The sequence below is a fragment of the Macromonas nakdongensis genome (genome assembly GCF_002837145.1).
In the GTDB taxonomy this organism is placed as follows: Bacteria; Pseudomonadota; Gammaproteobacteria; order Burkholderiales; family Burkholderiaceae_C; genus Macromonas_B; species Macromonas_B nakdongensis.
In genome coordinates, this window is record NZ_NWMV01000084.1 from 1 (window position 1) to 22,970 (window position 22,970).

Sequence of the window (22,970 nt, forward strand, 5' to 3'; positions counted from 1 at the left end):
GGCCCCAGGGCACGCCGCAGGTCGGTGGCGTGGGCCTGGTGGTCCCAGGACGCGGCCTCGCCCGGGTGCTCGCCGTGCACCACCACCACCACGTTCATCCAGGCGCCGCCGCGCACCGGGTAATGCACCGCGTGCACCCGCGGCCCCAGCCAGGCACTGACCCGGTTCGGCCCGCAGCGCGCCGGCAGGTCGGCCATGGGCACCATGCCCCGGTAGGCCAGGTGGCCGGTGAAGCGGGCCGGGCCGTCGGCCCAAACCTGTTCGCGCAAGCGGCTCCACACGCCGTCGCACCCCAGCACCGCCGGCGCCTGCCAGCGCTGGCCGGTGGCGGTGTCCAACGCCACCCCACGGGCATCGTCGCTCAGGCGGTCCACGCGCTGGTTCAGCCGCACCTCGACCTGGCCAGTGGCGGCCACCGCCTGCTGCAACAGCTGGTGGAAATCGGCGCGGTGCACGGTGGCGTAGGGTGCCCCATGTGCTTGGACGGCGTGCGCGCCCAGGCGCAGGCGGCCGAGTTCGGCGCCGTCGCCCACGGCGCGCACGCACAGGTCGTCGGGAAAGGCCGCGCACGCGCGCAGACTGGCCTCCAGCCCCCATTCGCGCAACACCCGGGTGGCGTTCGGCCCCAACTGGATACCGGCCCCCACCTCGCTGAAGGCCGGGGCCTGCTCCAGCAGCAGCACCTGGGCCTCGGCCAGGGCCGCGCCCAGGCCTGCCATGCCACCGCCGACAACGGCCACGGTGTGCGTCACGGGAACGTCAGCGCAGGTCAAAGGCCGTGGTGCGCAGCGCCCGCATGGCGCTTTCGCCCACCCCGGCGCCAAAGCGGCGGGCCAGGCGCTGGGCCACGTTCTCGCGCTGGGTGTAGTCCACGATCTCTTCGGCCTTCACCACGTCGCGGGCCACCTGCTCCAGGCTGCCGAAGTCGTCGGCCAGGCCCAGGCTGACGGCGCGCTGGCCGCTCCACACCAGACCGCTGAAGGTTTCGGGGGTGGGCTTGAGGCGCTCACCCCGGCCTTTCTGCACCACCGCGATGAACTGCTGGTGGATGTCATCGAGCATGCCCTGGGCGTGGGCCCGCTGGGCCTCGTTGAGCACGCTGAAGGGATCGAGAAAACCCTTGTTTTCGCCCGCTGTCAGCAGGCGCCGCTCCACCCCCACCTTGCGCATCAGTTCGGTGAAGCCAAACCCGTCCATCAGCACGCCGATGCTGCCCACCATGCTGGCCTTGTCCACGTAGATGTTGTCGGCCGCCACCGCAATGTAGTAGGCCGCCGACGCGCAGGTCTCTTCGACCACGGCGTACACCGGCTTGTCGTGCAGGGCCTTGAGGCGCAGGATCTCGTCGTTGACGATGCCCGCCTGCACCGGGCTGCCGCCGGGCGAGTCGATCAGCAGCACCACGGCCTGCGCCCCCGGGTCCTCGAAGGCCGAGCGCAGGGACGCCACGATGGACTGGGCGCTGGCCTCGGTGTCGGCCGAGATCTCGCCGCGCACCTCGATCATGGCGGTGTGCGGGGTGCTGTCGGCCACGGGCGGGGCCATGTCGGTGTACACCAGCCACACCACCACCGACAGCAGGGCCAGCCACAGCAGGCGCAAGACCACCTTCCAGCGGCGCGCGACGCGCTGCTCGTTCAAGGTGGCGAAAGCCAGTCGTTCCAGGGTGGCGCGCTCCCAGCCGGGGGTGGACGGAGCGGCGGCCCGCTCGGGCGCGGTCATGTCTTGCATGGGGTCCATTCAATATTCAACGGGTTGCAGGTTGTATTGTGACCGCCAGAAGACGACCCCGTCGTGCTCCAGCACGTCGATGGTCACCAGCGGCCCGCGCCCGGGTCCGCCGACGCACTGGCCGGTGTCGGGCCGGAACAGGGCGCCGTGACTGGCGCACACCAGGTGCTGCCCGGTCAGGTCGAAAAAATGGTTGGGGCGCCAGTCCATTTCCATGGCCACGTGGCTGCAGCGGTTCAGGTAGGCACGCACCTGGCCGCGGTAACGGATGGCGAAGGCCCGGCAGGTTTGCCCCTGGTAACGCACATCGAAAGGGCAGGCCTCGCCGGCCTCGGCCAGGTCATGTCCGTGGCACAGGGGGTGCAGGTCGGGGCTGGGCGGCGTCATGACACACGACAGTACCCGAAAAAGTGCAGGCCCCGCAAAACCCCGGACAATACCGGCCATGTCTGCCCCTGCCCCCGCTTCCTCTGTCTCGCCGCCGCCACAACGCCGCCTGGTGCTGGGCTCCACCTCGCGCTACCGGCGCGAACTGCTGTCCCGCCTGGGCCTGCCCTTCGAGGTGGCCGCGCCCGACGTGGACGAAACCCCCCTCCCTGGCGAAGCCCCCGCCGCCCTGGCACAGCGCCTGGCCCTGGCCAAGGCCCGGGCGGTCGCGGCGCAGCACCCGGACGCGCTGGTGATCGGCAGCGACCAGGTCGCCGACCTGCACGGCGAACCCCTGGGCAAGCCCGGCACGCACGAACGTGCCGTGGCCCAGTTGCGCCGCATGAGCGGGCAGACGGTGCTGTTCCAGACCGCGCTGGCGGTGGTCTGCGCCGACAGCGGATTCGCCCAGACCGACCTGGCGGTGGTGCGGGTGGTGTTCCGCGACCTGGACGACGCCGCAATCGAACGCTACCTGCGCGCCGAACAGCCCTACGACTGCGCCGGCAGCGCCAAGAGCGAGGGCCTGGGCATCGCCCTCCTGGAGCGCATCGACAACGACGACCCGACCGCGCTGATCGGGCTGCCGCTGATTCGCACCGCGCGCCTGCTGCGCGCCGCCGGGCGGGTGCTGCCATGAGCGCGCCCCGCCTGGGCACCCTCTATCTGGTGCCGACCCCGCTGGACTTTGGCTGCAACCCGCAAGACGCCGGTCTGGACCAGGTCCTGCCCGCGCACACCTGGCAGGTGGCCGCCCGCCTCGGCCACTGGATCACTGAAAACGCCAAAAGCACGCGGGCCTTCCTCAAGCGGGTGGACGCGCACAGCCCCCTGGCCGCGCCACTGCAGGCCCTGCAGATCACCGAACTGCCGCGGCAGGTGCACAAAAAGGGCGACCACGACCCGGCGCAAGGCTTTGATGCGCGGCCGCTGCTGGCCGCGGCGCTGGCGGGGCACGACATCGGGCTGGTGAGCGAAGCCGGCATGCCGGCCATCGCCGACCCAGGCGCCTCAGTGGTACGCGCCGCGCACGCCCTGGGGCTGGCGGTGGTGCCGCTGGTCGGCCCGATTTCGCTGATGCTGGCGCTGGCCGCCAGCGGCCTCAACGGCCAGAACTTCGCCTTCGTCGGCTACCTGCCGCAGGACGCCGCCGCACGCGCACAGCGCCTGCGCGAACTGGAGCAGCTGGCCCAGCACACCGGCCAGACCCAGCTCTGGATCGAAACGCCCTACCGCAACGAAGGCCTGCTGCAAGCCACCCTGGGCGTGCTCAAACCCCAGACCCGCCTGGCCGTGGCCGTGGGCATGACGCTGCCCGAACAACGGGTGCACAGCGCCAGCGTGGCCGACTGGAAACGCCAGGGGCCGGCCCCCCTGCCCCTGGGGCTGCCGGCGGTGTTCCTGATCGGCCGTTGAAGTCCAGGGCGACCCGGACTTCGGCCCTCACTGCAGGGGCACGGCGCCCACCAAGGGGCGTTTTTCCAGCGTCCACTGGTGCAGCGAGCCGTCGAACTGCTTGGCGCGCTGGTTGCCCAGCACCTCCGACAGGATGAACCACGGCAGGCTCGACTGCGCGCCGCTGTTGCAATACACCACCGCCGGCGCCGCCGGGTCGATGCCCTGGGCCTTCAGCACCCCGGCGTAGGTGTTCGCCGGCAGCAGCTTGATGGCACTGCCGTCTTTCTTGAACGTGGTGTCCGGCGACAGCGACTTGGCGTTCTCGATGTGGCCGTAGGCGTAAACGTAATCGCGCTTGCTCAGGCCGTGGTATTGGGGCAGGTCGCGGCCGTCGATCAGCTGGGCCGACTGGCGGTGCGAAATCGCCGCGACTTCGGTCGAATCGGCGAACAGCTGCGCCGTGCGGTCGGCCGGCGACTTCCAACTGCCGGCCTTGGCCGCCAAGGGGTCTTTCACGTAGGGCTTGCCTTCCTGCAGCCAGGCGGCCATGCCGCCGTCGAGCATGGCCACCTGATCCTCGCCGTAGAGCTTGAACTGCCAGTACAGGCGCATGCCGTCGTTCACGTCGGCCAGGCTGGTGCCCACCGGCACGATCACGATGGGCTTGCTGGCGTCGATGCCAGCGTCCTGCACCATCTTCTCGAACACGGCGCGCTCGGGCACCATGTACTTGACCTTGTTGCCGTTGATCTCGCGCTCCACACGGATGGTCTTGAACTCCATCAGGCGAGAGCCGGCGATGTGGCCACCCACCTCTTCCACCACCTTTTTGCCTTTGACCTCCTCCATCTCGGGGTCGGCGGTGAAGGACTTGGCGCTGGCGCGCAGGTCCAGCACCTGCACCTGGTCCAGGTGGCTCGACAGCCACTGGGTGTTGACGACCGGGCCGGGCAGCACCCCCGCCCAGGCGCCCGACGCACCCCAGGCCCAAACCGTGGTCAAGGCCACGCGTTGCATCCAGATCTTCATGGTTGACTCCTCTCGTTGCAAAAATGGGGCGGCTTCAGGCCAGCCCGATGTGGGACAAGCGTTGCGGCAGTTGCGCACTGCAACTCGCCAGCACCTCGTGGCGCCGGTCGGCCCAGACCGCTTCCCGCGAACCGGCCCCCACCAGTCGCTGCAATTCGGCGTCGCGCGCCTGCAGCATCTGCACCAGTTCGCTGCGGAACAGCGCGACCATGGCACCCAGCCAGCGCGCCACCGGCGCCAGCGGTCCGACGGTCTGCACCTCGAACCCGTCGAGGGCCTGGCCCACCTGGGCGGCGGGGCGCCAGGCTTCGCCGGTGACCCAGCCATTGGGGGCAAACCAGCGCAGCGGCAGGCCCTGCGCGTCCAGCGACAAGGCCGCCAGGTGGGTGTGGTCGCCCGCACCACCACCGTCGCGGAACAGGTGGAAGTGCCCATGCTCGGGCTCGGTCCAGCGCCGATCCCCGTGGGCGTGGTAGTAAAAACGGGTGCGGCGCTGGCGGTCGACCACGTCGAGCCGGGGGTGGTGCCGCAGCGGCTCGAAGCGGCGCGCCCCGGCCAGGGCCGCCCAGGCCAGGCTGCGCCCGGCCGCGGCGTAGCGCAGCGGCACCGCCACCGCCACCTCGGCGGCGTGGCTCAGGCCCAGTTCTTGCCCGGCGCGCACGGGTTGCCCGGGGCGCAAGGGTTGTCGGAACCCTTCTTTTTCTTCTTTTTCTTCTGGCCCGGGCCACAAGGGTTGCCCGGTGCGCACGGGTTGCCGGCCGGGGCCTTGACCGACTTGCCGTCGGCGGGCACGGCCGGGGTGGCCGGCGTCGCCTGGGCACGGGCGGCCGGGGCCGCGGCCACCAGAGCGGCCGACACCATCAGGGCCGACAGGGCCTGGCCCAAAGGGGTGGATGGGGATTTTTTCGCCATAGCGTCTCTCCTGCGTTGCAATGTCACGGGGTCGGCGCATCGCCGACCGCTTCCTGTGCCGTCACCGGCCCGCGGCCACGCCGCTCGAACCAGCTGCCGGCGTAAAACACGCCCACCAGGGCCACGGCCATCAGGCCGATCACCAGGGCATCGGGGATGCCCCAGGCGTCGCTGAAGGTGTCGCCGGTTTCGACCTCGCCCATGGCCATGACGGCCTCGATGGCCGGGCCGTACCAGCCAGCAAAGGCAAAGGTACCCAGCACCAGGCCGACGATGAACACCAGCGCATCCAGCCGGCCGGAGAACAGGCCCACCACCGAGGTGCCCGGACAGTAGCCGCCCACGGCAAAGCCCCCACCCACCAGCACCCCGCCCATGGCCGCGGCCACCAGCAGGGAGGTGGGCACGAAGACCGCGTCCGCCTCCAACCAACCGGCCAGGCGCAGCAGGTACAGGCCCAGGGCCGCCACCACGATGGCGGTGAACATCACCTTCAGCACCGACCAGTCGCGCAGGGTGAACTGGCCCGTCAATTTGCACGGGCTGCCGAAACCGGCGTTTTCCAGCACGAAGCCGAACAGCGCGCCACACACCAGGGCGGACACCATGCCGCCGTCGTTCAATGGAAACATCTCACACCCCCTTGACCAAGCGGCTCATGACCAGCCCGGCCACGAAAAACGTGCCCAGGAAGACGAAGGCGGCAATGCCCAGCGTGGCCGCGCCCGACAGGCCCAGACCGCTGGTGCAACCCGCGGCCACACGGGCGCCGAAGCCGGCCAGCATGCCGCCCACCAGCGCGCTGGCGATGCGCTTGCCCGTGCCGACACGGCGGGCACCGTCCAGCTGCACCTTCAGCCGGCCGCCCAGAAACGCCGCCACCAGCGCGCCCAAAGCCACGCCGACCACCTGCCAGGTGATCCACCCCCCCAGGATGTGGCCGCCTTCGGTCAGCGGCCCCAGGTAGGCGTTGGCCGCGGTGGCCTGCGGCGCCACCGCCATGCCCAGCCACGCCGACAGCCGGGTGCTGGCCCCGGTGGCGCCCAGGCCGTGCCCGGTCAGCACGAAGGTCAGCAACAGCACCAAGCCCAGGGCCACGCCCGCCGCCAGCGGCGGCCAAAACGGTTTCACCCCGCCAGGGGTGCTGGTATTGCCCATCTTCATCATCCTCAAAAATACCTCGAGGGGTATATTATGAAGAAAAAAGCGGCGTGGTGGCAGTGAAAACCCGAAGGAAGTGCCGCACCGCGGACACAAAAAAACCGCCGCGGCCCGGAACAGGCCAGCGGCGGTTGCCGTGGGCGGGCGGCCAAAGGCCGCGCACCTCAGTGGCGGAAGTGGCGCACCCCGGTGAACACCATGGCCACGCCGCGCTCGTTGGCGGCGTCGATCACTTCCTGGTCGCGCATCGAGCCACCCGGCTGGATCACGCAGGTCGCGCCCGCGTCCACCACCACGTCCAGGCCGTCGCGGAAGGGGAAGAAGGCGTCGCTGGCCACGGCCGTGCCCTGCAGGCTCAGGCTGGCGTGTTCGGCCTTGATGCTGGCGATGCGGGCCGAATCCAGGCGGCTCATCTGACCGGCGCCCACGCCCATGGTCATGCCGTTCTTGCAGAACACGATGGCGTTGGACTTGACGTACTTGGCCACCTTCCAAGCGAACAGCAGGTCTTGCAATTCTTCCGCGGTAGGCTGCTTGGTGGTCACCACCTTCAGGTCGGCCAGGGTCATGTCGTGGTTGTCGGCGGTCTGCAGCAGGAGGCCGGAGCCCACGCGCTTGACGTCGATGGCGTTGCGGCCGTTGTCCCAGTCGGTGACGCCGCCGGCATTGGGCAGGGCGATCTTCATCAGGCGCACATTGGCCTTGCTCTTGAACACGGCCAGGGCTTCGGGGGTGAAGTCGGTGGCGATCAGCACCTCTACGAACTGCTTGGACACGGCCAGCGCGGCCTCGCCGTCCAGCGCGCGGTTGAAAGCGATGATGCCGCCGAAGGCGCTGGTCGGGTCGGTCTGGAAGGCCTTGCTGTAGGCCTCCAGCGGGTGGGCGCCCACGGCCACGCCGCAGGGGTTGGCGTGCTTGACGATGACGCAGGCCGGCACGTCGAAGCTCTTGACGGCTTCCCAGGCGGCGTCGGCATCGGCAATGTTGTTGTAGCTGAGTTCCTTGCCCTGCAGCTGCAGGCCGGTGACGAGCGAGCCCGGCGCCGGGTACAGGTCGCGGTACAGGGCGGCCTGCTGGTGGCTGTTTTCGCCGTAGCGCAGGTCCTGCACCTTGACGAAGCGGCCGTTGCTCTGGCCCGGGAACAGCAGGCGCTGGGGCTGGGCTTCATCGCCGGGCACGCCGGCGCCCAGGTCCACCGCCGACAGGTAGTCGCTGATGGCGGCGTCGTAGTTGCTGATGCGGTTGAAGGCGGCCACGGCCAGCTGGAAGCGGGTCAGCTCGCTCACTTGGCCACCGTCTTTCAGCTCGGACACGACGATGGAGTACTGGCTGGCGTCGGTCAGCACGGCCACGTCTTTCCAGTTCTTGGCGGCGGAGCGCACCATGGCCGGGCCGCCGATGTCGATGTTCTCGATCGCGTCGGCCAGGGTGCAGCCGGGCTTGGCCACGGTGGACTCGAAGGGGTAGAGGTTGACCACCAGGAGGTCGATGGTGCCGATGCCGTGCTGCTGCAGCGCGGCCATGTGCTCGGGCAGGTCGCGCCGGGCCAGCAGGCCGCCGTGCACCATGGGGTGCAGGGTCTTGACGCGGCCGTCCAGCATCTCGGGGAAGCCGGTGACTTCGGCCACCTCGGTCACGGGCAGGCCGTGGTCGGCCAGCAGCTTGGCGGTGCCACCGGTGGAGATGAGCTGCACGCCCAGGGCGTGCAGTTCGCGCGCCAGGTCGAGCACGCCGGTTTTGTCAGAGACCGAGAGGAGAGCTTTCATCGGAGGGGTTCCCAAGGGGTCAGAGAGTGAACGAATCGGATCGGTGGCCGCCTGCCGGGGGCAGCCCGGTGTTTGGCGCGGCTGCGGGTGGGGTTCAGCCGTCGAGCAGGCCGTGCTCCAGCAGCTTCTTGCGCAGGGTGTTGCGGTTCAGGCCCAGCCACTGCGCGGCGCGCGACTGGTTGTGCTGGGCGCGGTGCATCACCACCTCCAGCAAGGGTTTTTCCACGACGCGCATGAGCATGTCGTGCATGTTGGCGGGGTCGGTGCCATCGAGGTCGCTGAAATAGGCCTCGATGTTGGCTTTGACGCTGTCGGGCAGGCTGGGGGAGCTCATGCGGCGAGTTTCCAGGGGAGTTCGGCGGCCTCGAAAAAGGCGCGCACGGCGGTCAGTTGGGCATCGCACGTCTCGGTGCGGTTGATGTGTTCGCGAAACAGCGCGGTGCGCGTCGGGTCGCCGGGCAGCGCCTTGGCGTACCAGCCCAGGTGCTTGCGCGCGGTGCGCACGCCGGTGTATTCGCCGTACAGGGCGTAGTGGTCGTGCAGGTGCTCCAGCATCAGCGTTTGCAGCTCCTGCGGGCTGGGCGGGGGCAGGTGCTCGCCGGTGGCCAGAAAATGCGCCACCTCGCGGAACAGCCAGGGCCGGCCTTGGGCAGCGCGGCCGATCATGATGGCGTCGCAGCCGGTGGCGACCAGCACGTCGCGGGCTTTTTCGGGGCTGTCGATGTCGCCGTTGGCCACCACCGGGATGCCCACCTGGGCCTTGATGGCGGCCACCGTCTCGTGCTCGGCCACGCCTTTGTAGCCCTGCTCGCGGGTGCGGCCGTGGACGGTGAGCATCTGCACCCCCGCGTTTTCGGCGGCGCGCGCCAGCACCGGGGCGTTCTTCGCCGCCTGGCACCAGCCGGTGCGCATTTTCAGGGTCACCGGCACGCCGTGCGGCGCGCAGGCCTGGACCACCGCTTCGACAATCGCCAAGGCCAGCGCCTCGTCCTGCATCAGCGCCGAGCCGGCCCATTTGTTGCAGACCTTCTTGGCCGGGCAGCCCATGTTGATGTCGATGATCTGGGCCCCGCGGTCGATGTTGTAACGCGCGGCCTCGGCCATCATCTCGGCGTCGGTGCCGGCGATCTGCACCGCGATCGGCCCGGGCTCGCCGGCGTGGTTGGCGCGGCGCGAGGTTTTCAGGCTGTCGCGCAGGTCGGGGCGCGAGGTGACCATTTCGCTGACCGCGTAGCCCGCGCCCAGGCGTTTGCACAGATGCCGGAACGGCCGGTCCGTCACCCCGGCCATGGGGGCGACGAACAGGGCATTGGGCAGGGTGTAGGGGCCGAGGCGCATGCGGGAAAAACAAAAGCACCCTCTGGCGCGGGACACGGCGGGGCGTGCGGACCGGGGGATGCTGAAAAAGTGTGCAGGATTGTAACCCCGACCCTGCGCCCCCGGCGCGTCACGCCGACTGCCTATACTGCCCAGCCATGGAAACCTGGTTGTGGTCACTGCTGGACACCCTGAGCCTGCCCCAGTACGGCCTGAGCACGCTGTTCGTGGCCGCCTTCGTCTCGGCCACGCTGCTGCCCATGGGCTCCGAGGCGGTGCTGTTCGGTCTGGTCAAGCTCAACCCCGAGCTGTTCTGGCCGGCCGTGGCCGTGGCCACCGTGGGCAACACCCTGGGCGGTGCGGTGAGCTGGGCCATGGGCTACGGCGCCCACCGGGCGGTGGACCGGGCGCGGGGCAACGCCACCCACCTGCGGGCCCTGGACTGGCTGCAGCGCTTCGGCCCCAAGGCCTGCATACTGAGCTGGCTGCCCCTGGTGGGCGACCCGCTGTGCGCGCTGGCCGGGTGGCTGAAGTTTCCGCTGCTGCCCTGCATGGGCTGGATGGCCCTGGGCAAATGCCTGCGCTACATCACCCTGACCGCTGGCCTGCTCTGGCTGCTGCCCGGCCAAGCCTTCGGCGGCTGAAGCCACCAGCGCTCACACCGCCAAACCGAAGCTTTGCACGAGGCGCTGGCGCAGGTCCTGCCAGCCGGCCAGGGCCTCGGACCAAGGGCGCTGCTGCGCCGTCTGCTCCAAGGCCTTGGCGCAGACCGAGTGGTCGGCGTAGCCCAGGGTTTGCAGCACGCTCTTGAGGCTGTGGGCAACACGGCGCAGGGCCACCGGGTCGGCCGCGGCACAGGCGGCGTCGCCCTCGCGCAGGTCCAAGGGAAACTGCTGCACGCAAGAAGCCCGGAACGTGTCGTAGAACGCACGGTCGCCGTCGAAATAGGTTTCGATGGCCGCCAGCTCGAAAGCCTGCAGGCCGTTGTGCGCTGTAGCGCTTGGGTGCTCGGGGGCCTGGGGCCAGTCGGCCATGTCCAGCGCCTCGCCCACCACCCGGGCCAGTTCCGATGCGGAAGCGGGCTTGGCCAGGGAACGGTACACCCCCAGTGCGGCCAGTTGGTCGCGCACGGACTGGTGCAGTCCCCCGCTGAAAACGAGCACCCGGGGTGCGGCCGCCCCCAAAGCCTGCAGGCCACGGACCAGGTCCAAGCCCGATTCGTCCCGAAAGGTCAGGTCGGTGAGCACCAGGGAAAACGCCCGCTCGGCCAAGGCCGCCTGGGCCGCCCGGACGCTGTCGCGCAGCACAACCTGCACCTCCAGGCCCTGCAAGGCGGTCTCGATGAAGCGGGAGACGGTGGGGTCGTCTTCGACCACCAACACACGGGGGTGGGGCATGGCGCGACGGGGTGGAAAAGAGGACCTGGGCTCAGGCCGGGACCGGCGCTGCGGCCGCGGGCGCGATCAGGTGCTGCAAGGCCGACTCGATGAGCCCCGGCAACTCCTGCACCAACTTGGGCTTGTGCACCACGGGCACATCCTGCAGGGCGAAGGCATAGGGCGCGCGCTGCTCCTGGTCGAGGGAGGTGAGCACCACCAGCTTGCATTGCCCGAACAGGGCATGGCGGCGCAGGCCGGTGATCATGGTGGCCCCATCGATGCCGGGCAACAGGATGTCGACGATGATCAGGTCGGGCTGCAGGTGCCCGAAGGACACCAGGCCGGTGATGCCGTCGTTGGCGATGTGCAGGTCCACCGAGGGGAAACGCTGTTTGACCAGCATCGACACCAGGTTCTGGAAATGCGAGGAGTCTTCGATCAGCAGGATGCGGGGCACGTGCACCGCGGGGCGCCGGCGCCCCGACTGCCGCAGGTCCGAGGGGGTGCCGTGCAAGGCGGCCACACCGGTCACGCCGGCGCGGCTGCCCTGGATCCAGCGTTCCAGCGATTCACGGGTGATGCGGCGATGGCCGCCAGGGGTTTTCCAGGCTTGCAGGTCGCCTCGGTCCACCATGAGTTGGACCGAGCGCACGGCCATGCCGAGGATCTTGGCCACTTCCAACGTGGTGTAGTAGTTGGCGGACGACATGTCGTTCTGGGCGGGAGCTTGGTTCATTCGGGTAATTCTGCAACAAATGCCACATTCATTACAACACAAATTTTTAATACTTCGCCCGGATCAAGTGATCAAAGCCCAGGGGGCATCCCGGATAAAACTGCCAACTGTGCACCCAAAAACCTAAAAATCAGTCCTTCTTCCACAGGGCCCGCCAGCCCTGCGCGCCCAGTTGGCGCAAGGTGGTGAGGTTGCGCTCCACGATGGTTTCGGCGCTGTCGCCCGAGGCCACCGCGCGGTCGATGCTGTCCTCGCGCAGCAGGTGCAGCGTCGGGTACGGCGCGCGGTTGGTGGCGTTGGTGATGTCGTCGGGCTCGGTGCCCTCGAACTGGAAATCCGGGTGGAAAGGCGCGACCTGGATCACGCCCTCCAAGCCGTGCTCTTCGACCACCTCGTCCACCACGTCGAGCAGGTCGTTGAACGCCAGAAAGTCGGGAAACAGGCTGGGGTGCACCAGTAGGGTGGTGTCCACCTGCTCGGCCGGGGTGGTTTTCAGCAGCTCCAGCTCGCGGTCGAGGTCGTCGAGGAAGCCGTCCAGGTGGCGCGCGCGGCTGACCACGATGCGCACCTGGTTCTTCACGTACACCGACTTGGCAAAGGGGCACAGGTTCAGGCCGATCACCGCGGTTTCGATCCAGCGGCGGGTGTCGGCCAGCACTTGTTCGTCGGTCAATTCCATTTCCAGCTCCAGAGCGACAGGTCTTGGTCGGGATGCCGCGCCGCGTCCTGCGGCGCGGGCAGCCGGCTCACTTCAGCGACTTGAAGCGGGCGCGCTTGGGCCGTGCGCCCTCCTCGCCCAGGCGCTTCTTCTTGTCGGCTTCGTACTCGGTGAAGTTGCCGTCGAAGAAGTACCACTGCGAATCGCCTTCGCAAGCCAGGATGTGGGTGCAGATGCGGTCGAGGAACCAGCGGTCGTGGGAAATGACCATGGCGGAGCCGGCGAATTCCAGCAGCGCCTCTTCCAGCGCGCGCAGGGTTTCGACGTCGAGGTCGTTCGAGGGTTCGTCGAGCATCAGCACGTTGCCGCCCTGGGCCAGGGTCTTGGCCAGGTGCAGGCGGCCGCGCTCACCGCCCGACAGGTTGCCCACCAGCTTCTGCTGGTCGTTGCCCTTGAAGTTGAAGCGGCCGATGTAGGCGCGCGACGGCATGACGAACTTGCCCACGGTGATGTTGTCCAGCCCGCCAGAGACGTCTTCCCACACGGTCTTGGCGCCGTCCAGGCTTTCGCGGCTCTGGTCCACGAAGGCCAGTTTGGCGGTCTGGCCGATCACCACCTCGCCGTTGTCGGGCGTTTCCACGCCCTGGATCATGCGGAACAGGGTGGATTTGCCGGCGCCGTTCGGGCCGATGATGCCGACGATGGCACCGGCCGGCACGCTGAAGCTCAGGTTGTCGATCAGCACGCGGTCGCCGAAGGACTTGGACACGTTCTTGAACTCGATGACCTGCGAGCCCAGGCGGTCGGCCACGGGGATGAAGATCTCGTTGGTCTCGTTGCGGCGCTGGTAGTCCACGTCGCTCAGTTCCTCGAAACGGGCCAGACGCGCCTTGCTCTTGGCCTGGCGGCCCTTGGCATTGGAGCGCACCCACTTCAATTCCTCTTTCATGGCCTTGGTGCGGGCGTCTTCGCTCTTCTGTTCGGACTCCAGGCGGCGTTCCTTCTGGTCCAGCCAGTCGGAATAGTTGCCCTTGTACGGAATGCCGTGGCCGCGGTCCAGTTCCAGGATCCACTCGGCGGCGTTGTCCAGGAAGTAGCGGTCGTGGGTGATGGCCACCACGGTGCCGGGGAAGCGCTGCAGGAAATGCTCCAGCCACTCCACGCTTTCCGCGTCCAGGTGGTTGGTCGGTTCGTCGAGCAGCAGCATGTCGGGCTTGGACAGCAGCAGGCGGCACAGGGCCACGCGGCGCTTTTCACCGCCCGACAGGTTCTTGATGGTCGCGTCCCAGGGCGGCAGGTTCAGCGCGTCGGCGGCCAGTTCCAGCTGCAGGTCGGCGTTTTCGGAGCCGCTGGCGGCGATGATGGCCTCCAGCTCGGCCTGCTCGGCGGCCAGGGCGTCAAAGTCGGCGTCCTCTTCGGCGTAGGCGGCGTAGACCTCTTCCAGGCGCTGCTTGGCGGCCAGGGCGCCGCCAATGCCCTCTTCCACCGCCTGGCGCACGCTCTGCTCCGGGTCGATCTGCGGCTCCTGCGGCAGGTAGCCGATCTTGATGCCCGGCATGGCGATGGCTTCGCCCTCGATTTCCTTGTCGATGCCGGCCATGATCTTGAGCAGCGTCGATTTGCCCGAGCCGTTCAGGCCGAGCACGCCGATCTTGGCACCGGGGAAGAAGCTGATGGACACGTCCTTCAAGATCTGCCGCTTGGGCGGCACGGTCTTGGTGACGCGGTTCATGGAAAAAACGTATTGGGCCATGTCGGTTTCACCTGCAAAAATTCGGGCACCCGGTTGGGCGCAAAACGTCCGATTATCCCTTTATGCGACAATGCGTTCGTTGCGCACCTTCAGTCAGTGCCACATCAGCGCCTTGCTGGGGCCCCGTGTACCGCCCAGGCACACCCGGTCGGCCCAATTTTTCGACCCATCAGCCCACCTTGACTGGCCTGTTGCCACGGTGCACAGGAAGCGGCCGATACCCCCTGCGCCCAGGAAGGGCGCCGACCTGACATGACATTTGAAGACCTGAAACTGGCCCCGGCCATTCTGGAAGCCGTGCGCGAGCAAGGCTACGAACACCCCACCCCGATCCAGGCCGAAGCGATTCCGGCCGTGCTCGAAGGCCACGACCTGCTGGCTGGCGCGCAGACCGGCACCGGCAAGACCGCCGCCTTCACCCTGCCGCTGCTGCACCGCCTGAGCGAGGGCGCCGCGCCCGTGGCCCGTGGCGAACGCCGTCCGGTGCGTGCCCTGGTGCTGGCCCCCACCCGCGAACTCGCCGCCCAGGTGGAAGACTCCGTCAAGGCCTACGGCAAGCACCTCAAGCTGAAGTCGGCCGTGATCTTCGGCGGCGTGGGTATGAACCCGCAGATCAACGCCCTGCAAAAAGGCGTGGACATCCTGGTGGCCACCCCCGGCCGCCTGCTGGACCTGGCCGACCAGGGCCACCTGGACCTGAGCCAGGTGCAGGTCCTGGTGCTGGACGAAGCCGACCGCATGCTGGACATGGGCTTCATCCACGACGTGAAAAAGGTGCTCAAGCTGATGCCCAAGAACAAGCAGAGCCTGCTGTTCTCGGCCACCTTCAGCGACGAGATCCGCGAACTGGCCAACGGCCTGCTCAACAACCCCAAGAGCATCCAGGTGACGCCGCCCAACACCACGGTGCAGCGCATCAAGCAGACCATCCACCCGGTCGGCCGCGGCAAGAAGAAGGCGCTGCTGGCGCACATCATCAACCAGCACAACTGGAGCCAGGTGCTGGTGTTCACCCGCACCAAGTTCGGCGCCAACAACGTGGCCGACTTCCTGAACAAGAACCACATCAGCGCCATGGCGCTGCACGGCAACAAGAGCCAGAGCGCCCGCACCCAGGCCCTGGCCGGGTTCAAGAGCGGCGAAATCCGCGCGCTGGTGGCCACCGACATCGCCGCCCGCGGCATCGACATCGACGACCTGCCGCACGTGGTGAACTACGAGATCCCCAACGTCTGCGAAGACTACGTGCACCGCATCGGCCGCACCGGCCGCGCCGGCGCTTTGGGCGAAGCGGTCAGCCTGGTGAGCCTGGACGAAGAAGGCTTCATGATGGCGATCGAGAAGTTCACCAAGCAGCAGATCCCGGTGGAAATTTTCCAGGACTTCATGCCCGAAGCCGGAGAAAAGGCCGAACCCATCGCCATGGGCCGCCAGACCATCTGGGGCGGTGCCGGCAAGCCGCCGAGCCGCGAGGTGATGGCCGCCGCCGCCAAGGCCGCGCGCGCCGAGATGATGGACCGCATCCGCGAAAAGAAGGGCAACGAGAAGGGCGGGCAGAAACCGGCCCGGGGCCCGGCCCCGCGCGCTCAGTCGCAAGACGACGAGGACGACGACAGCCAGCCGCCGCGCCAGGACGCGCAGCGCCGCCAACACAACGGCCCGCGCCACGGCCAGGGCGGCAACGGTCCGCGCAGCAACAACAACGGCGGTGGCAACCGCCCCCGCCAGCCGGCCCAGGGGCCCCGGGGTGACGGCAATGGCCCCGGTGAGCGCAGCGGTGGCGCGGGCGGCCAACCGGCCCAGGGTGGCCAGGGCGGCGGCCAGCGCCAGCCCGACCCGCTGCGCACCGGCATCGACGCGCTGGGTGAACGCGGCCGCAACAACCGCGGCCGCGGCGGTCGTCCCGGCGGTGGTGGCGGTCAGGGCCGCTCTGGCGGCACCGGCGGCGGCATCGACCCGCTGCGCACCAGCTACGGCCGCATCAAGTAAACCGCAGGGCCCCTCCTGGGCCCGGCCAACGTGGCGGTGGGCGGCCGGTGAAAGCCGGCATCCCCGCCGTGACGCCGGTTTTTCCGGATCGCGCACAATGGCGGCATGCGTATCCTCCACACCATGCTGCGCGTCGGCAACCTGCAGCGCTCCATCGATTTCTACACCCAAGTGCTTGGCATGCAATTGCTGCGCACGTCCGAAAACCCCGAGTACAAGTACTCGCTCGCCTTCCTCGGCTTCGAGGGTGGCAACCCCGGCCAGGCCGAAATCGAGCTGACCTACAACTGGGGCGTGGAACAGTACGAATTGGGCACGGCCTACGGCCACATTGCCATCGGCGTGCGCGACGCTTATGCGGCCTGCGAGCAAATCAAGGCCGCGGGCGGCCGCGTCACACGCGAAGCCGGCCCGGTGGCCGGTGGTCGCACCGTGATCGCCTTCGTCACCGACCCCGACGGTTACAAGATCGAACTGATCCAGCGCGACTTTGAGGCCGCCGGCCAGGGCCTGCGCTGACCCCACCTCAGACGCCGGCCAGGCGTTCGAACAGGGCCTTGGCCTGAATGGGCTTGATGATGTAATCGTCCATGCCGGCGGCCAGACTGGCGCGCTGATCCTCCTTCATGGCGTTGGCGGTCATGGCGATGATGCAGGTGCGCGGCCAGAGGCCTTGACGCTCCCGTTCGCGGATGCGTCGGGTGGCTTCCAGCCCGTCCATCACGGGCATCTGGATGTCCATCAGCACCAAGTCGTAAGGTCGGCGCTCCAGGGCCTCGAGGGCTTCCTGGCCGTTGACCACAAGGTCCACGGCGTGACCCCATTTCTGCAACAGCGTCAAGGCCAGCTTCTGGTTGACCACCTGGTCTTCGACCAGCAGCACCCGCAAGCTGCGGGTGTGCCTTACCGGCCCGGACATCGGGGCGGACACGGGCTGGGCCTCGGGCGCCCGGGTGCGGACCTGCAAGGCACGCACCAGAGCATCGTGCAAATCCTCTGAAGCGATCGGTTTGGCGTAGTGGCCCACGATACCGAGTACCCGGCTGCGCTGAGCGTCTCCGCCCACCGCTCCGGACGACAGCATGATCAGGACCGGCACCCCTCTTGGAGGCGGGGCCGCCCGCAAGGCTTCGGCCACCTGAAAACCGTCCATGCCGGGCATGTGGCAGTCCAGCAGCACCAGATCGCAAGGGTGTTGCGCCAGCCAGTCCAGGGCGTCGGGGCCACTGGCGGCCACATCCACCGCCACGCCCCATTTGCTCAACAGGCGCTGGTAGATGGTGCGGTTGGTCTGGTTGTCGTCCACCACCAGCATGCGCCGCCCGACCAAGGCGGTGGGTGGCGGCACGTCCGCCGTATCGGTGGCGGGCACCTCGTCCAGGGTGAGGGTGAAGTGGAACACGCTGCCCATGCCGGGCTGGCTCTCCAGCCACAGCCGTCCGCCCATGAGTTCGACCAGCCGCCGCGAAATCGACAGGCCCAGCCCAGTTCCGCCGAAGTTGCGGGTGGTGGTGGTGTCGGCCTGGCTGAAAGCGTCGAACACGCGCGCCTGCAATTCGGGCGCGATGCCGATGCCCGTGTCGCGCACGGCCACATGCACGGTGCGGGTGCCAGGGGTCGGGCCGTCGCCCCAGGCCACCTGCACCGCCACCTCGCCCTGGTGGGTGAACTTGATGGCATTGCCCACCAGGTTGACCAGCACCTGGCGGATGCGACCGGGATCGCCCAACACCTGGCCCGGCGGATCGGCAGGGACGTCGGCCAGCACCTCCAGGCCCTTGTGGTGGGCCCGCAGCCCCAGCCCGCGCAGGGTGTCGCTGACAAGCCGCCCCAGGCGCAGGGGAATGCGTTCGACCTGGAGCTTGCCGGCCTCGATTTTGGAGAAATCGAGGATGTCGTTGATGATGGTGAGCAGGGACTCGGACGAGGCCTTGACGATCTGCAGGTAGTCGCGCTGCTCTTCGCTCAGGGGCGTGTCCAGCGCCAGGTCGCACATGCCGATGATGCCGTTCATGGGCGTGCGGATCTCGTGGCTCATGTTGGCCAGGAAATCGCTCTTGGCGCGGTTGGCGGACTCGGCGGCGTCCTTGGCCTGGCGCATGGCCTGCTCGGCCTGACGCACTGCGGTCACATCGCGCACGATGCCGATGAGCCGATGCTGCTGGAGCGCGGTGCCATGGCGCAAGGCGGTGGCGTTGGTGTGGAAAATGCCCGTCCCCCCATCGGGCCAGCACACGCGGTACTCCAGGTCCACGCTCTGCCCCGAGGTGGCCAAGACCTCGAGCGCCGCCATCAGGCCCTGGGCATCGTCCGGGTGCACGCGGCGCAAAAAGGGCTGGTGGGTGCCGTCGAGTTCCTCGGGGGTCACACGGTGCAGGTCCATCATCTGCTGGTCGCACTGCATCTGCTGGGTGCGCAGATCCAGCTCCCAGACCCCGATACCGGCCGAGCGGGTCGCCATCTCCAGGCGGTGGGCCGCGTCCAGCAGGTCCTGCTCGGCCCGCTTCTGGTGGGTGATGTCGGTGCGGATGGAGATGTAGGCCTCGGGCAGGCCATCGTCGCCCATCAGGGGCACGATGGTGGCGGCCACCCAGTACAGCGGACCGGTCTTGCTGCGGTTGCAGATGTCGCCGCGCCAGACCTCACCGGCACTGATGCGGCGCCACATTTCCCGGAACACCGCCGGCTCGTGCACGCCGGCATTGACGATGCGGTGGTTCTGGCCGATCAACTCCTCGCGGCTGTAACCGCTGAGGGCGCAGAAACGGTCGTTGGCGTAGGTGATGCGGCCGCTCAGGTCGGCCATGCTGACGATGGCGTGCTCATCCAGCGCCAGCCGCTGCCGCTCCAGGTCGCGCAAGCGGCGCTGCAAGACCGCCAGTTCGGCCTGGGATGCCGCCCCGACCGCCACCTGGGGCAGGGTGTTCGGTGTGGGGACGGGCGTGTGGGGCATGGCGGTTCAGGGTTGCATCAGGCGAGGCGTTCCAGCCCCCCCAGGTAAGGCCGCAGCACCGCCGGCACGGTGACGCTGCCGTCGGCGTTCTGGTAATTTTCCAGCACCGCCACCAGCGCACGGCCGACGGCCAGGCCAGAACCGTTGAGGGTGTGCACCAGCTCGTTCTTGCCCTGGGCGTTCTTGAAGCGCGCCTGCAGGCGGCGTGCCTGGAAGGCCTCGCAATTGGAGACCGAGCTGATCTCGCGGTAGGTGTTCTGCGCCGGCAACCAGACCTCCAGGTCGTGCGTGCGGGTGGCACCGAAGCCCATGTCGCCGGTGCACAACGCCAGCACGCGGTAGGGCAGACCCAACTTCTGCAGGATGGCCTCGGCGTGGCGGGTCATGTCTTCCAGGGCGGCGTAGCTCTGCTCGGGGTGGACGATCTGCACCATCTCGACCTTGTCGAACTGGTGCTGGCGGATCAAGCCGCGCGTGTCGCGCCCGGCAGAACCGGCTTCGGAACGGAAGCAAGGGGTATGGGCGGTGAGCTTGATGGGCAGGTCGGCCTCGGCCACGATCTCGTCGCGCACGAAGTTGGTCAGCGGCACCTCGCTGGTGGGGATGAGGTAGAGCGCGGTCTCGCTCTCGCCCTCCTGGCCGCCCTTGTTCGCGGCGAACAGGTCGGCCTCGAACTTGGGCAACTGCCCGGTGCCGCGCAGCGTCTCGGCGTTGACGATGTAGGGCGTGTAGCACTCGGTGTAGCCGTGCTCCTGGGTCTGCACGTCCAGCATGAACTGGGCCAGCGCGCGGTGCAGGCGGGCGACCTGGCCCTTCATGACGACGAAGCGCGAGCCGCTGAGCTTGGCCGCGGTTTCAAAGTCCAGCCCCAGGGGCTCGGCCAATTCCACGTGGTCTTTGGGGGCGAAACCCAACTCCGGTGGGTGCCCCCCTTCACCGCCCTGCGGGCTCCAGCGGCGCAGCTCGACGTTGCCGTGTTCGTCGGCCCCCACCGGCACGCTCTCGTGCGGCAGGTTGGGCACGGCCAGCAGCAGGGCCTGCAGTTCGGACTGGATCTGCTCCAGCCGGGCGGCGGACTGCTCCAGCTCGGTCTTGTAGCCGGCCACCTGGGCCATGGCGGCGTCGGCCTCGGCGTGCTGGCCCTTGCCTTTGAGCATGCCGATCTGCTTGGACAGGCTGTTGCGCTGGGCCTGCAGTTCTTCGGTGCGCACCTGCAGCGCCTTGCGTTCGTGCTCCAGCGACTGGAAAGCGGCCACGTCGAGGAAAGGCTGGGGGGATTTGCGGGTCTGGAGCCGGGCGACGACGGCGTCGAGGTCTTTGCGCAGGGTGGTGATGTCTAGCATGGGGGCGTCTGTCGGGTTCGGTGGAGGGCCCGGGCCGCGGGGGCGCGGCGCTGGCCGTCATGGGGGGATTGTGCCGCGTTCCGGCACACGGTCCCGCCCACGGGGGGCTCAGGCGCCGGGGGCGTCGAGCTTCAAGCCCTTGGGCAGGGGAAACTGGGTGGTTTCGCGCACGCCATCGAGGCTGCGCACCGACACCGCGCCGAGCTGCTTGAGGCGCTGCACCACGCCCTGCACCAGGGCTTCGGGGGCGGAAGCGCCGGCGGTCACGCCGATGCGGGCATGGCCGTCGAACCAGGCGTCCTGCAATTCGCTGGCGTCGTCCACCATGTGGGCGGGCACGCCCAGGCGCTCGGCCAGTTCGCGCAGGCGGTTGGTGTTGCTGCTGGTGGGGCTGCCCACCACCACCACCGCATCCACCTGTGTGCTCATCAGCTTGACCGCGTCCTGGCGGTTTTGGGTGGCGTAGCAGATGTCCTGTTGCTTGGGGCTGCGGATGTGCGGGAAGCGCGCCTGGACCGCGGCGGTGATGGCGGCGGCATCGTCCACGCTCAGGGTCGTCTGCGTCACCACGGCCAGCTTCTCGGTCTGGGCGGGCTGGACCCGGGCCACGTCGGCCACGTCTTCCACCAGGTGGATGCCGCTGTCGAGCTGGCCCATGGTGCCTTCGACCTCGGGGTGGCCCTTGTGGCCGATCATGATGAACTCGTAGCCCTCCTTGTGCAGCTTGGCCACCTCGACGTGCACCTTGGTCACCAGCGGGCAGGTGGCGTCGAAGATGCGGAAACCGCGACGCTCGGCTTCGCGCTGCACCGCCTGGCTGACGCCGTGGGCGCTGAACACCAGGGTGGCGCCAGGGGGCACCTCGTCGAGCTCTTCGATGAAGATGGCGCCGCGGGCCTTGAGGTCGTTGACGACGTGGGTGTTGTGCACGATCTCGTGGCGCACGTAGATGGGCCGACCGAATTTGGTCAGCGCGCGTTCCACGATCTCGATGGCCCGGTCGACCCCGGCGCAAAACCCGCGCGGTTCGGCCAGCAGCACCTCTTGCACGGCGGTCATCAGAGCACCCCGATCAGCTGCACCTCGAAGCGCACCGGTTGGCCGGCCAGGGGGTGGTTGAAGTCGAACAGGATGGCGCCGTCTTCGCGCACCTCGCGCACCGCCCCGGCGTAGCTGCCCAGGCCGTCGGGCGTGGGGAACTGGACCACGTCGCCGGCGGCGTAGCGCTCCATCGGGTCGCCCAGCTGGTCCATCAGCTTGCGCGCCACCCACTGCACCATGTCGGGCTGGCGTTCACCGAAGGCTTCGCCGGCGGCCAGTTCGATCACGGTGTGGCTGCCCTCTTCCAGGCCCAGCAGGCGCTGCTCGATGGCCGGCGACAGCTCGCCGCTGCCCAGGCTGAGGGTGGCGGGCTGGGCCTCGAAGGTGTTGATGAAATCGCGCCCGTCCGGCCCCGAAAGGCGGTAGTGCAAAGTGAGGAAAGAGCCGGATTCGACTTGGGGCATGATGGCAGGCGTCAGACAAATAAAACGCGATTGTAAAAAAACGGGAGGAATCGCATGACGGCGTCCGTGCCACAGTCCATGCCCTTGAAGGGGCTGCCCCCAGACACCCGCCCGCGCGAAAAGCTGTTGCAGCGCGGCCCGGGTGCCCTGAGCGACGCCGAACTGCTGGCGCTGCTGCTGCGCACCGGCATCCCCGGCAAGAACGTGGTGCAGCTGGCGCAGGAGCTGGTGGACCGCTTTGGCGGCATCGCCGGCCTGCTGCACAGCGGGGCGGACGCGCTGAAGGCCGTCAAGGGCCTGGGGCCGGCCAAGCGCGCGGAAATCCTGGCGGTGGTGGAACTGGCCCGCCGCGCGCTGGCGCAGGAACTCCAGCAACGGCCGCTGTTCGATTCGCCCACCGCCGTGGGCCACTACCTGCAACTGCACCTGGGCCACAAGCCCCACGAGGTGTTCGCGGTGCTGTTCCTCGACAGCCAGCACCGCTTGCTGGCGCTGGAGGAGCTGTTCCGCGGCACCCTGGCGCAAACCAGCGTCTACCCGCGCGAAGTGGTGCTGCGCGCCCTGCACCACCACGCCGCGGCCGTGGTGCTGGCGCACAACCACCCCAGTGGCGTGGCCGAACCCTCGCGCGCCGACGAGACGCTGACGCAGACCCTGAAAGCCGCCCTGGCGCTGGTGGACGTGCGGGTGCTGGACCACTTCATCGTCACCGCCCAGGGCTGCCGCTCCATGGCCGAAATGGGCCGGGTCTGAACCGGGTTGTCCGGCCCACGCGCGGCGCGCGAGGCCGGCCCTGGGCGACAATCGGGGGGATGAAAGTGCGCTCCCTGGCCGACCTGAAAACCGTGCAGAAAGCCCTCGCCGCGCGCGCCGCGCAGCGGGCGGCCGAACGCGCGGCGGCCGAGGCCGAGCGC

The 22,970-nt window shown here is 68.6% G+C and carries 25 protein-coding genes; 6 read left to right on the plus strand and 19 right to left on the minus strand.

What is annotated here, in order from left to right; all coding sequences use genetic code 11:
- The 3 genes from CON77_RS11185 to CON77_RS11195 form a co-directional block, all read right to left on the minus strand.
- The coding region (locus CON77_RS11185; protein WP_198552347.1) for an FAD-dependent monooxygenase at window positions 1-752 on the minus strand (752 nt) is incomplete at its 3' end.
- A gap of 7 nt (window positions 753-759) precedes the next feature.
- Entirely contained in the window at window positions 760-1,740 is a 981-nt protein-coding gene (locus CON77_RS11190; RefSeq protein WP_101049219.1) for a S49 family peptidase, read from the minus strand.
- Window positions 1,741-2,118 carry a Rieske (2Fe-2S) protein gene (locus tag CON77_RS11195; RefSeq protein WP_101049220.1) on the minus strand — a complete coding sequence of 126 codons (378 nt, stop codon included), beginning with the start codon at window positions 2,116-2,118 and terminating at the stop codon, window positions 1,741-1,743. It lies immediately after the preceding gene.
- 58 nt (window positions 2,119-2,176) lie between these two features.
- Here CON77_RS11195 and CON77_RS11200 point away from each other — a divergent pair, with 58 nt between their 5' ends.
- Together CON77_RS11200 and CON77_RS11205 are read left to right on the plus strand one after the other, a co-directional pair.
- Entirely contained in the window at window positions 2,177-2,797 is a 621-nt protein-coding gene (locus CON77_RS11200; RefSeq protein ID WP_101049221.1) for a Maf family nucleotide pyrophosphatase, read from the plus strand.
- Window positions 2,794-3,573, plus strand: coding sequence for an SAM-dependent methyltransferase (locus CON77_RS11205; protein WP_101049222.1), 780 nt, complete (start codon window positions 2,794-2,796; stop codon window positions 3,571-3,573). The genes CON77_RS11200 and CON77_RS11205 overlap by 4 nt, the downstream gene beginning before the upstream one ends.
- Window positions 3,574-3,600: 27 nt before the next feature.
- Here CON77_RS11205 and CON77_RS11210 read toward each other — a convergent pair whose 3' ends face one another.
- From CON77_RS11210 to dusB, 8 genes are all read right to left on the minus strand, one after another.
- Window positions 3,601-4,584: a sulfurtransferase gene (locus CON77_RS11210; RefSeq protein WP_198552348.1), complete on the minus strand. Its 984-nt coding sequence runs from the start codon at window positions 4,582-4,584 to the stop codon at window positions 3,601-3,603.
- 34 nt (window positions 4,585-4,618) lie between these two features.
- The gene (locus CON77_RS15365) at window positions 4,619-5,245 is read right to left on the minus strand and encodes a DUF6969 family protein (RefSeq protein WP_198552349.1); all 627 of its coding nucleotides are present in this window, start codon (window positions 5,243-5,245) and stop codon (window positions 4,619-4,621) included.
- The gene (locus tag CON77_RS11215) at window positions 5,218-5,496 is read right to left on the minus strand and encodes a hypothetical protein (RefSeq protein ID WP_101049224.1); all 279 of its coding nucleotides are present in this window, start codon (window positions 5,494-5,496) and stop codon (window positions 5,218-5,220) included. The genes CON77_RS15365 and CON77_RS11215 overlap by 28 nt, the downstream gene beginning before the upstream one ends.
- A 23-nt stretch (window positions 5,497-5,519) precedes the next feature.
- Complete coding sequence (locus CON77_RS11220; protein WP_101049225.1) at window positions 5,520-6,128, minus strand: DUF6691 family protein; 609 nt, start codon at window positions 6,126-6,128, stop codon at window positions 5,520-5,522.
- Window position 6,129: 1 nt separating this feature from the next.
- Complete coding sequence (locus CON77_RS11225) at window positions 6,130-6,627, minus strand: YeeE/YedE thiosulfate transporter family protein (RefSeq protein ID WP_232788505.1); 498 nt, start codon at window positions 6,625-6,627, stop codon at window positions 6,130-6,132.
- Between the two features lie 194 nt (window positions 6,628-6,821).
- Window positions 6,822-8,423 carry a bifunctional phosphoribosylaminoimidazolecarboxamide formyltransferase/IMP cyclohydrolase gene (purH, locus tag CON77_RS11230; protein WP_101049226.1) on the minus strand — a complete coding sequence of 534 codons (1,602 nt, stop codon included), beginning with the start codon at window positions 8,421-8,423 and terminating at the stop codon, window positions 6,822-6,824.
- Between the two features lie 94 nt (window positions 8,424-8,517).
- Complete coding sequence (locus CON77_RS11235) at window positions 8,518-8,757, minus strand: helix-turn-helix domain-containing protein (protein WP_101049227.1); 240 nt, start codon at window positions 8,755-8,757, stop codon at window positions 8,518-8,520.
- Window positions 8,754-9,761: a tRNA dihydrouridine synthase DusB gene (dusB, locus tag CON77_RS11240; RefSeq protein WP_101049228.1), complete on the minus strand. Its 1,008-nt coding sequence runs from the start codon at window positions 9,759-9,761 to the stop codon at window positions 8,754-8,756. Before dusB ends, CON77_RS11235 begins: the two co-directional genes overlap by 4 nt.
- Before the next feature lie 137 nt (window positions 9,762-9,898).
- Here dusB and CON77_RS11245 point away from each other — a divergent pair, with 137 nt between their 5' ends.
- Complete coding sequence (locus CON77_RS11245) at window positions 9,899-10,384, plus strand: YqaA family protein (RefSeq protein WP_101049229.1); 486 nt, start codon at window positions 9,899-9,901, stop codon at window positions 10,382-10,384.
- A 12-nt stretch (window positions 10,385-10,396) separates the two neighbouring features.
- Here CON77_RS11245 and CON77_RS11250 read toward each other — a convergent pair whose 3' ends face one another.
- The 4 genes from CON77_RS11250 to ettA form a co-directional block, all read right to left on the minus strand.
- Window positions 10,397-11,137, minus strand: coding sequence for a response regulator (locus tag CON77_RS11250; protein WP_101049230.1), 741 nt, complete (start codon window positions 11,135-11,137; stop codon window positions 10,397-10,399).
- A 31-nt stretch (window positions 11,138-11,168) separates the two neighbouring features.
- Window positions 11,169-11,855 carry a helix-turn-helix domain-containing protein gene (locus tag CON77_RS11255; RefSeq protein ID WP_232788506.1) on the minus strand — a complete coding sequence of 229 codons (687 nt, stop codon included), beginning with the start codon at window positions 11,853-11,855 and terminating at the stop codon, window positions 11,169-11,171.
- 130 nt (window positions 11,856-11,985) lie between these two features.
- Window positions 11,986-12,534 (minus strand): DUF1415 domain-containing protein, encoded by a 549-nt coding sequence (locus tag CON77_RS11260; protein WP_198552350.1) that lies wholly within the window; start codon window positions 12,532-12,534, stop codon window positions 11,986-11,988.
- Window positions 12,535-12,601: 67 nt separating this feature from the next.
- Complete coding sequence (ettA, locus tag CON77_RS11265; protein WP_101049231.1) at window positions 12,602-14,266, minus strand: energy-dependent translational throttle protein EttA; 1,665 nt, start codon at window positions 14,264-14,266, stop codon at window positions 12,602-12,604.
- 252 nt (window positions 14,267-14,518) lie between these two features.
- On the opposite strand from ettA, the gene CON77_RS11270 reads away from it, so the two are divergent.
- Window positions 14,519-16,255, plus strand: a complete 1,737-nt coding sequence (locus tag CON77_RS11270; protein ID WP_101049232.1) for a DEAD/DEAH box helicase — start codon at window positions 14,519-14,521, stop codon at window positions 16,253-16,255.
- Between the two features lie 105 nt (window positions 16,256-16,360).
- Complete coding sequence (gloA, locus tag CON77_RS11275; protein ID WP_101049233.1) at window positions 16,361-16,774, plus strand: lactoylglutathione lyase; 414 nt, start codon at window positions 16,361-16,363, stop codon at window positions 16,772-16,774.
- Between the two features lie 7 nt (window positions 16,775-16,781).
- Here the strand turns inward: gloA and CON77_RS11280 are convergent, their stop codons facing one another.
- The 4 genes from CON77_RS11280 to CON77_RS11295 all read right to left on the minus strand — a co-directional run bounded on the left by CON77_RS11280 (window position 16,782) and on the right by CON77_RS11295 (window position 22,056).
- Window positions 16,782-19,208: a response regulator gene (locus CON77_RS11280; protein WP_101049234.1), complete on the minus strand. Its 2,427-nt coding sequence runs from the start codon at window positions 19,206-19,208 to the stop codon at window positions 16,782-16,784.
- Between the two features lie 17 nt (window positions 19,209-19,225).
- Window positions 19,226-20,551: a serine--tRNA ligase gene (gene serS, locus CON77_RS11285; protein WP_101049235.1), complete on the minus strand. Its 1,326-nt coding sequence runs from the start codon at window positions 20,549-20,551 to the stop codon at window positions 19,226-19,228.
- Between the two features lie 108 nt (window positions 20,552-20,659).
- The gene (gene ispH, locus CON77_RS11290; protein WP_101049236.1) at window positions 20,660-21,610 is read right to left on the minus strand and encodes a 4-hydroxy-3-methylbut-2-enyl diphosphate reductase; all 951 of its coding nucleotides are present in this window, start codon (window positions 21,608-21,610) and stop codon (window positions 20,660-20,662) included.
- Window positions 21,610-22,056, minus strand: a complete 447-nt coding sequence (locus tag CON77_RS11295; protein WP_101049237.1) for an FKBP-type peptidyl-prolyl cis-trans isomerase — start codon at window positions 22,054-22,056, stop codon at window positions 21,610-21,612. The genes ispH and CON77_RS11295 overlap by 1 nt, the downstream gene beginning before the upstream one ends.
- 78 nt (window positions 22,057-22,134) lie before the next feature.
- Between CON77_RS11295 and radC the strand changes: the two genes are divergently transcribed.
- The gene (radC, locus tag CON77_RS11300) at window positions 22,135-22,809 is read left to right on the plus strand and encodes a RadC family protein (RefSeq protein ID WP_101049241.1); all 675 of its coding nucleotides are present in this window, start codon (window positions 22,135-22,137) and stop codon (window positions 22,807-22,809) included.
- Window positions 22,810-22,970 lie beyond the last annotated feature (161 nt).

Coding starts and splice junctions, on each gene's coding strand:
- CON77_RS11220 (WP_101049225.1), bottom strand. CDS start 6,128: ATGTTTCCATTGAACGACGGCGGCATGGTGTCCGCCCTGGTGTGTGGC.
- CON77_RS11200 (WP_101049221.1), top strand. CDS start 2,177: ATGTCTGCCCCTGCCCCCGCTTCCTCTGTCTCGCCGCCGCCACAACGC.
- CON77_RS11280 (WP_101049234.1), bottom strand. CDS start 19,208: ATGCCCCACACGCCCGTCCCCACACCGAACACCCTGCCCCAGGTGGCG.
- dusB (WP_101049228.1), bottom strand. CDS start 9,761: ATGCGCCTCGGCCCCTACACCCTGCCCAATGCCCTGTTCGTCGCCCCC.
- CON77_RS11245 (WP_101049229.1), top strand. CDS start 9,899: ATGGAAACCTGGTTGTGGTCACTGCTGGACACCCTGAGCCTGCCCCAG.
- ettA (WP_101049231.1), bottom strand. CDS start 14,266: ATGGCCCAATACGTTTTTTCCATGAACCGCGTCACCAAGACCGTGCCG.
- CON77_RS11215 (WP_101049224.1), bottom strand. CDS start 5,496: ATGGCGAAAAAATCCCCATCCACCCCTTTGGGCCAGGCCCTGTCGGCC.
- CON77_RS11260 (WP_198552350.1), bottom strand. CDS start 12,534: ATGGAATTGACCGACGAACAAGTGCTGGCCGACACCCGCCGCTGGATC.
- CON77_RS11195 (WP_101049220.1), bottom strand. CDS start 2,118: ATGACGCCGCCCAGCCCCGACCTGCACCCCCTGTGCCACGGACATGAC.
- gloA (WP_101049233.1), top strand. CDS start 16,361: ATGCGTATCCTCCACACCATGCTGCGCGTCGGCAACCTGCAGCGCTCC.
- CON77_RS11255 (WP_232788506.1), bottom strand. CDS start 11,855: ATGAACCAAGCTCCCGCCCAGAACGACATGTCGTCCGCCAACTACTAC.
- CON77_RS11250 (WP_101049230.1), bottom strand. CDS start 11,137: ATGCCCCACCCCCGTGTGTTGGTGGTCGAAGACGACCCCACCGTCTCC.
- CON77_RS11190 (WP_101049219.1), bottom strand. CDS start 1,740: ATGGACCCCATGCAAGACATGACCGCGCCCGAGCGGGCCGCCGCTCCG.
- CON77_RS11270 (WP_101049232.1), top strand. CDS start 14,519: ATGACATTTGAAGACCTGAAACTGGCCCCGGCCATTCTGGAAGCCGTG.
- CON77_RS11295 (WP_101049237.1), bottom strand. CDS start 22,056: ATGCCCCAAGTCGAATCCGGCTCTTTCCTCACTTTGCACTACCGCCTT.
- serS (WP_101049235.1), bottom strand. CDS start 20,551: ATGCTAGACATCACCACCCTGCGCAAAGACCTCGACGCCGTCGTCGCC.
- CON77_RS11235 (WP_101049227.1), bottom strand. CDS start 8,757: ATGAGCTCCCCCAGCCTGCCCGACAGCGTCAAAGCCAACATCGAGGCC.
- ispH (WP_101049236.1), bottom strand. CDS start 21,610: ATGACCGCCGTGCAAGAGGTGCTGCTGGCCGAACCGCGCGGGTTTTGC.
- CON77_RS11210 (WP_198552348.1), bottom strand. CDS start 4,584: ATGAAGATCTGGATGCAACGCGTGGCCTTGACCACGGTTTGGGCCTGG.
- radC (WP_101049241.1), top strand. CDS start 22,135: ATGCCCTTGAAGGGGCTGCCCCCAGACACCCGCCCGCGCGAAAAGCTG.
- purH (WP_101049226.1), bottom strand. CDS start 8,423: ATGAAAGCTCTCCTCTCGGTCTCTGACAAAACCGGCGTGCTCGACCTG.
- CON77_RS11205 (WP_101049222.1), top strand. CDS start 2,794: ATGAGCGCGCCCCGCCTGGGCACCCTCTATCTGGTGCCGACCCCGCTG.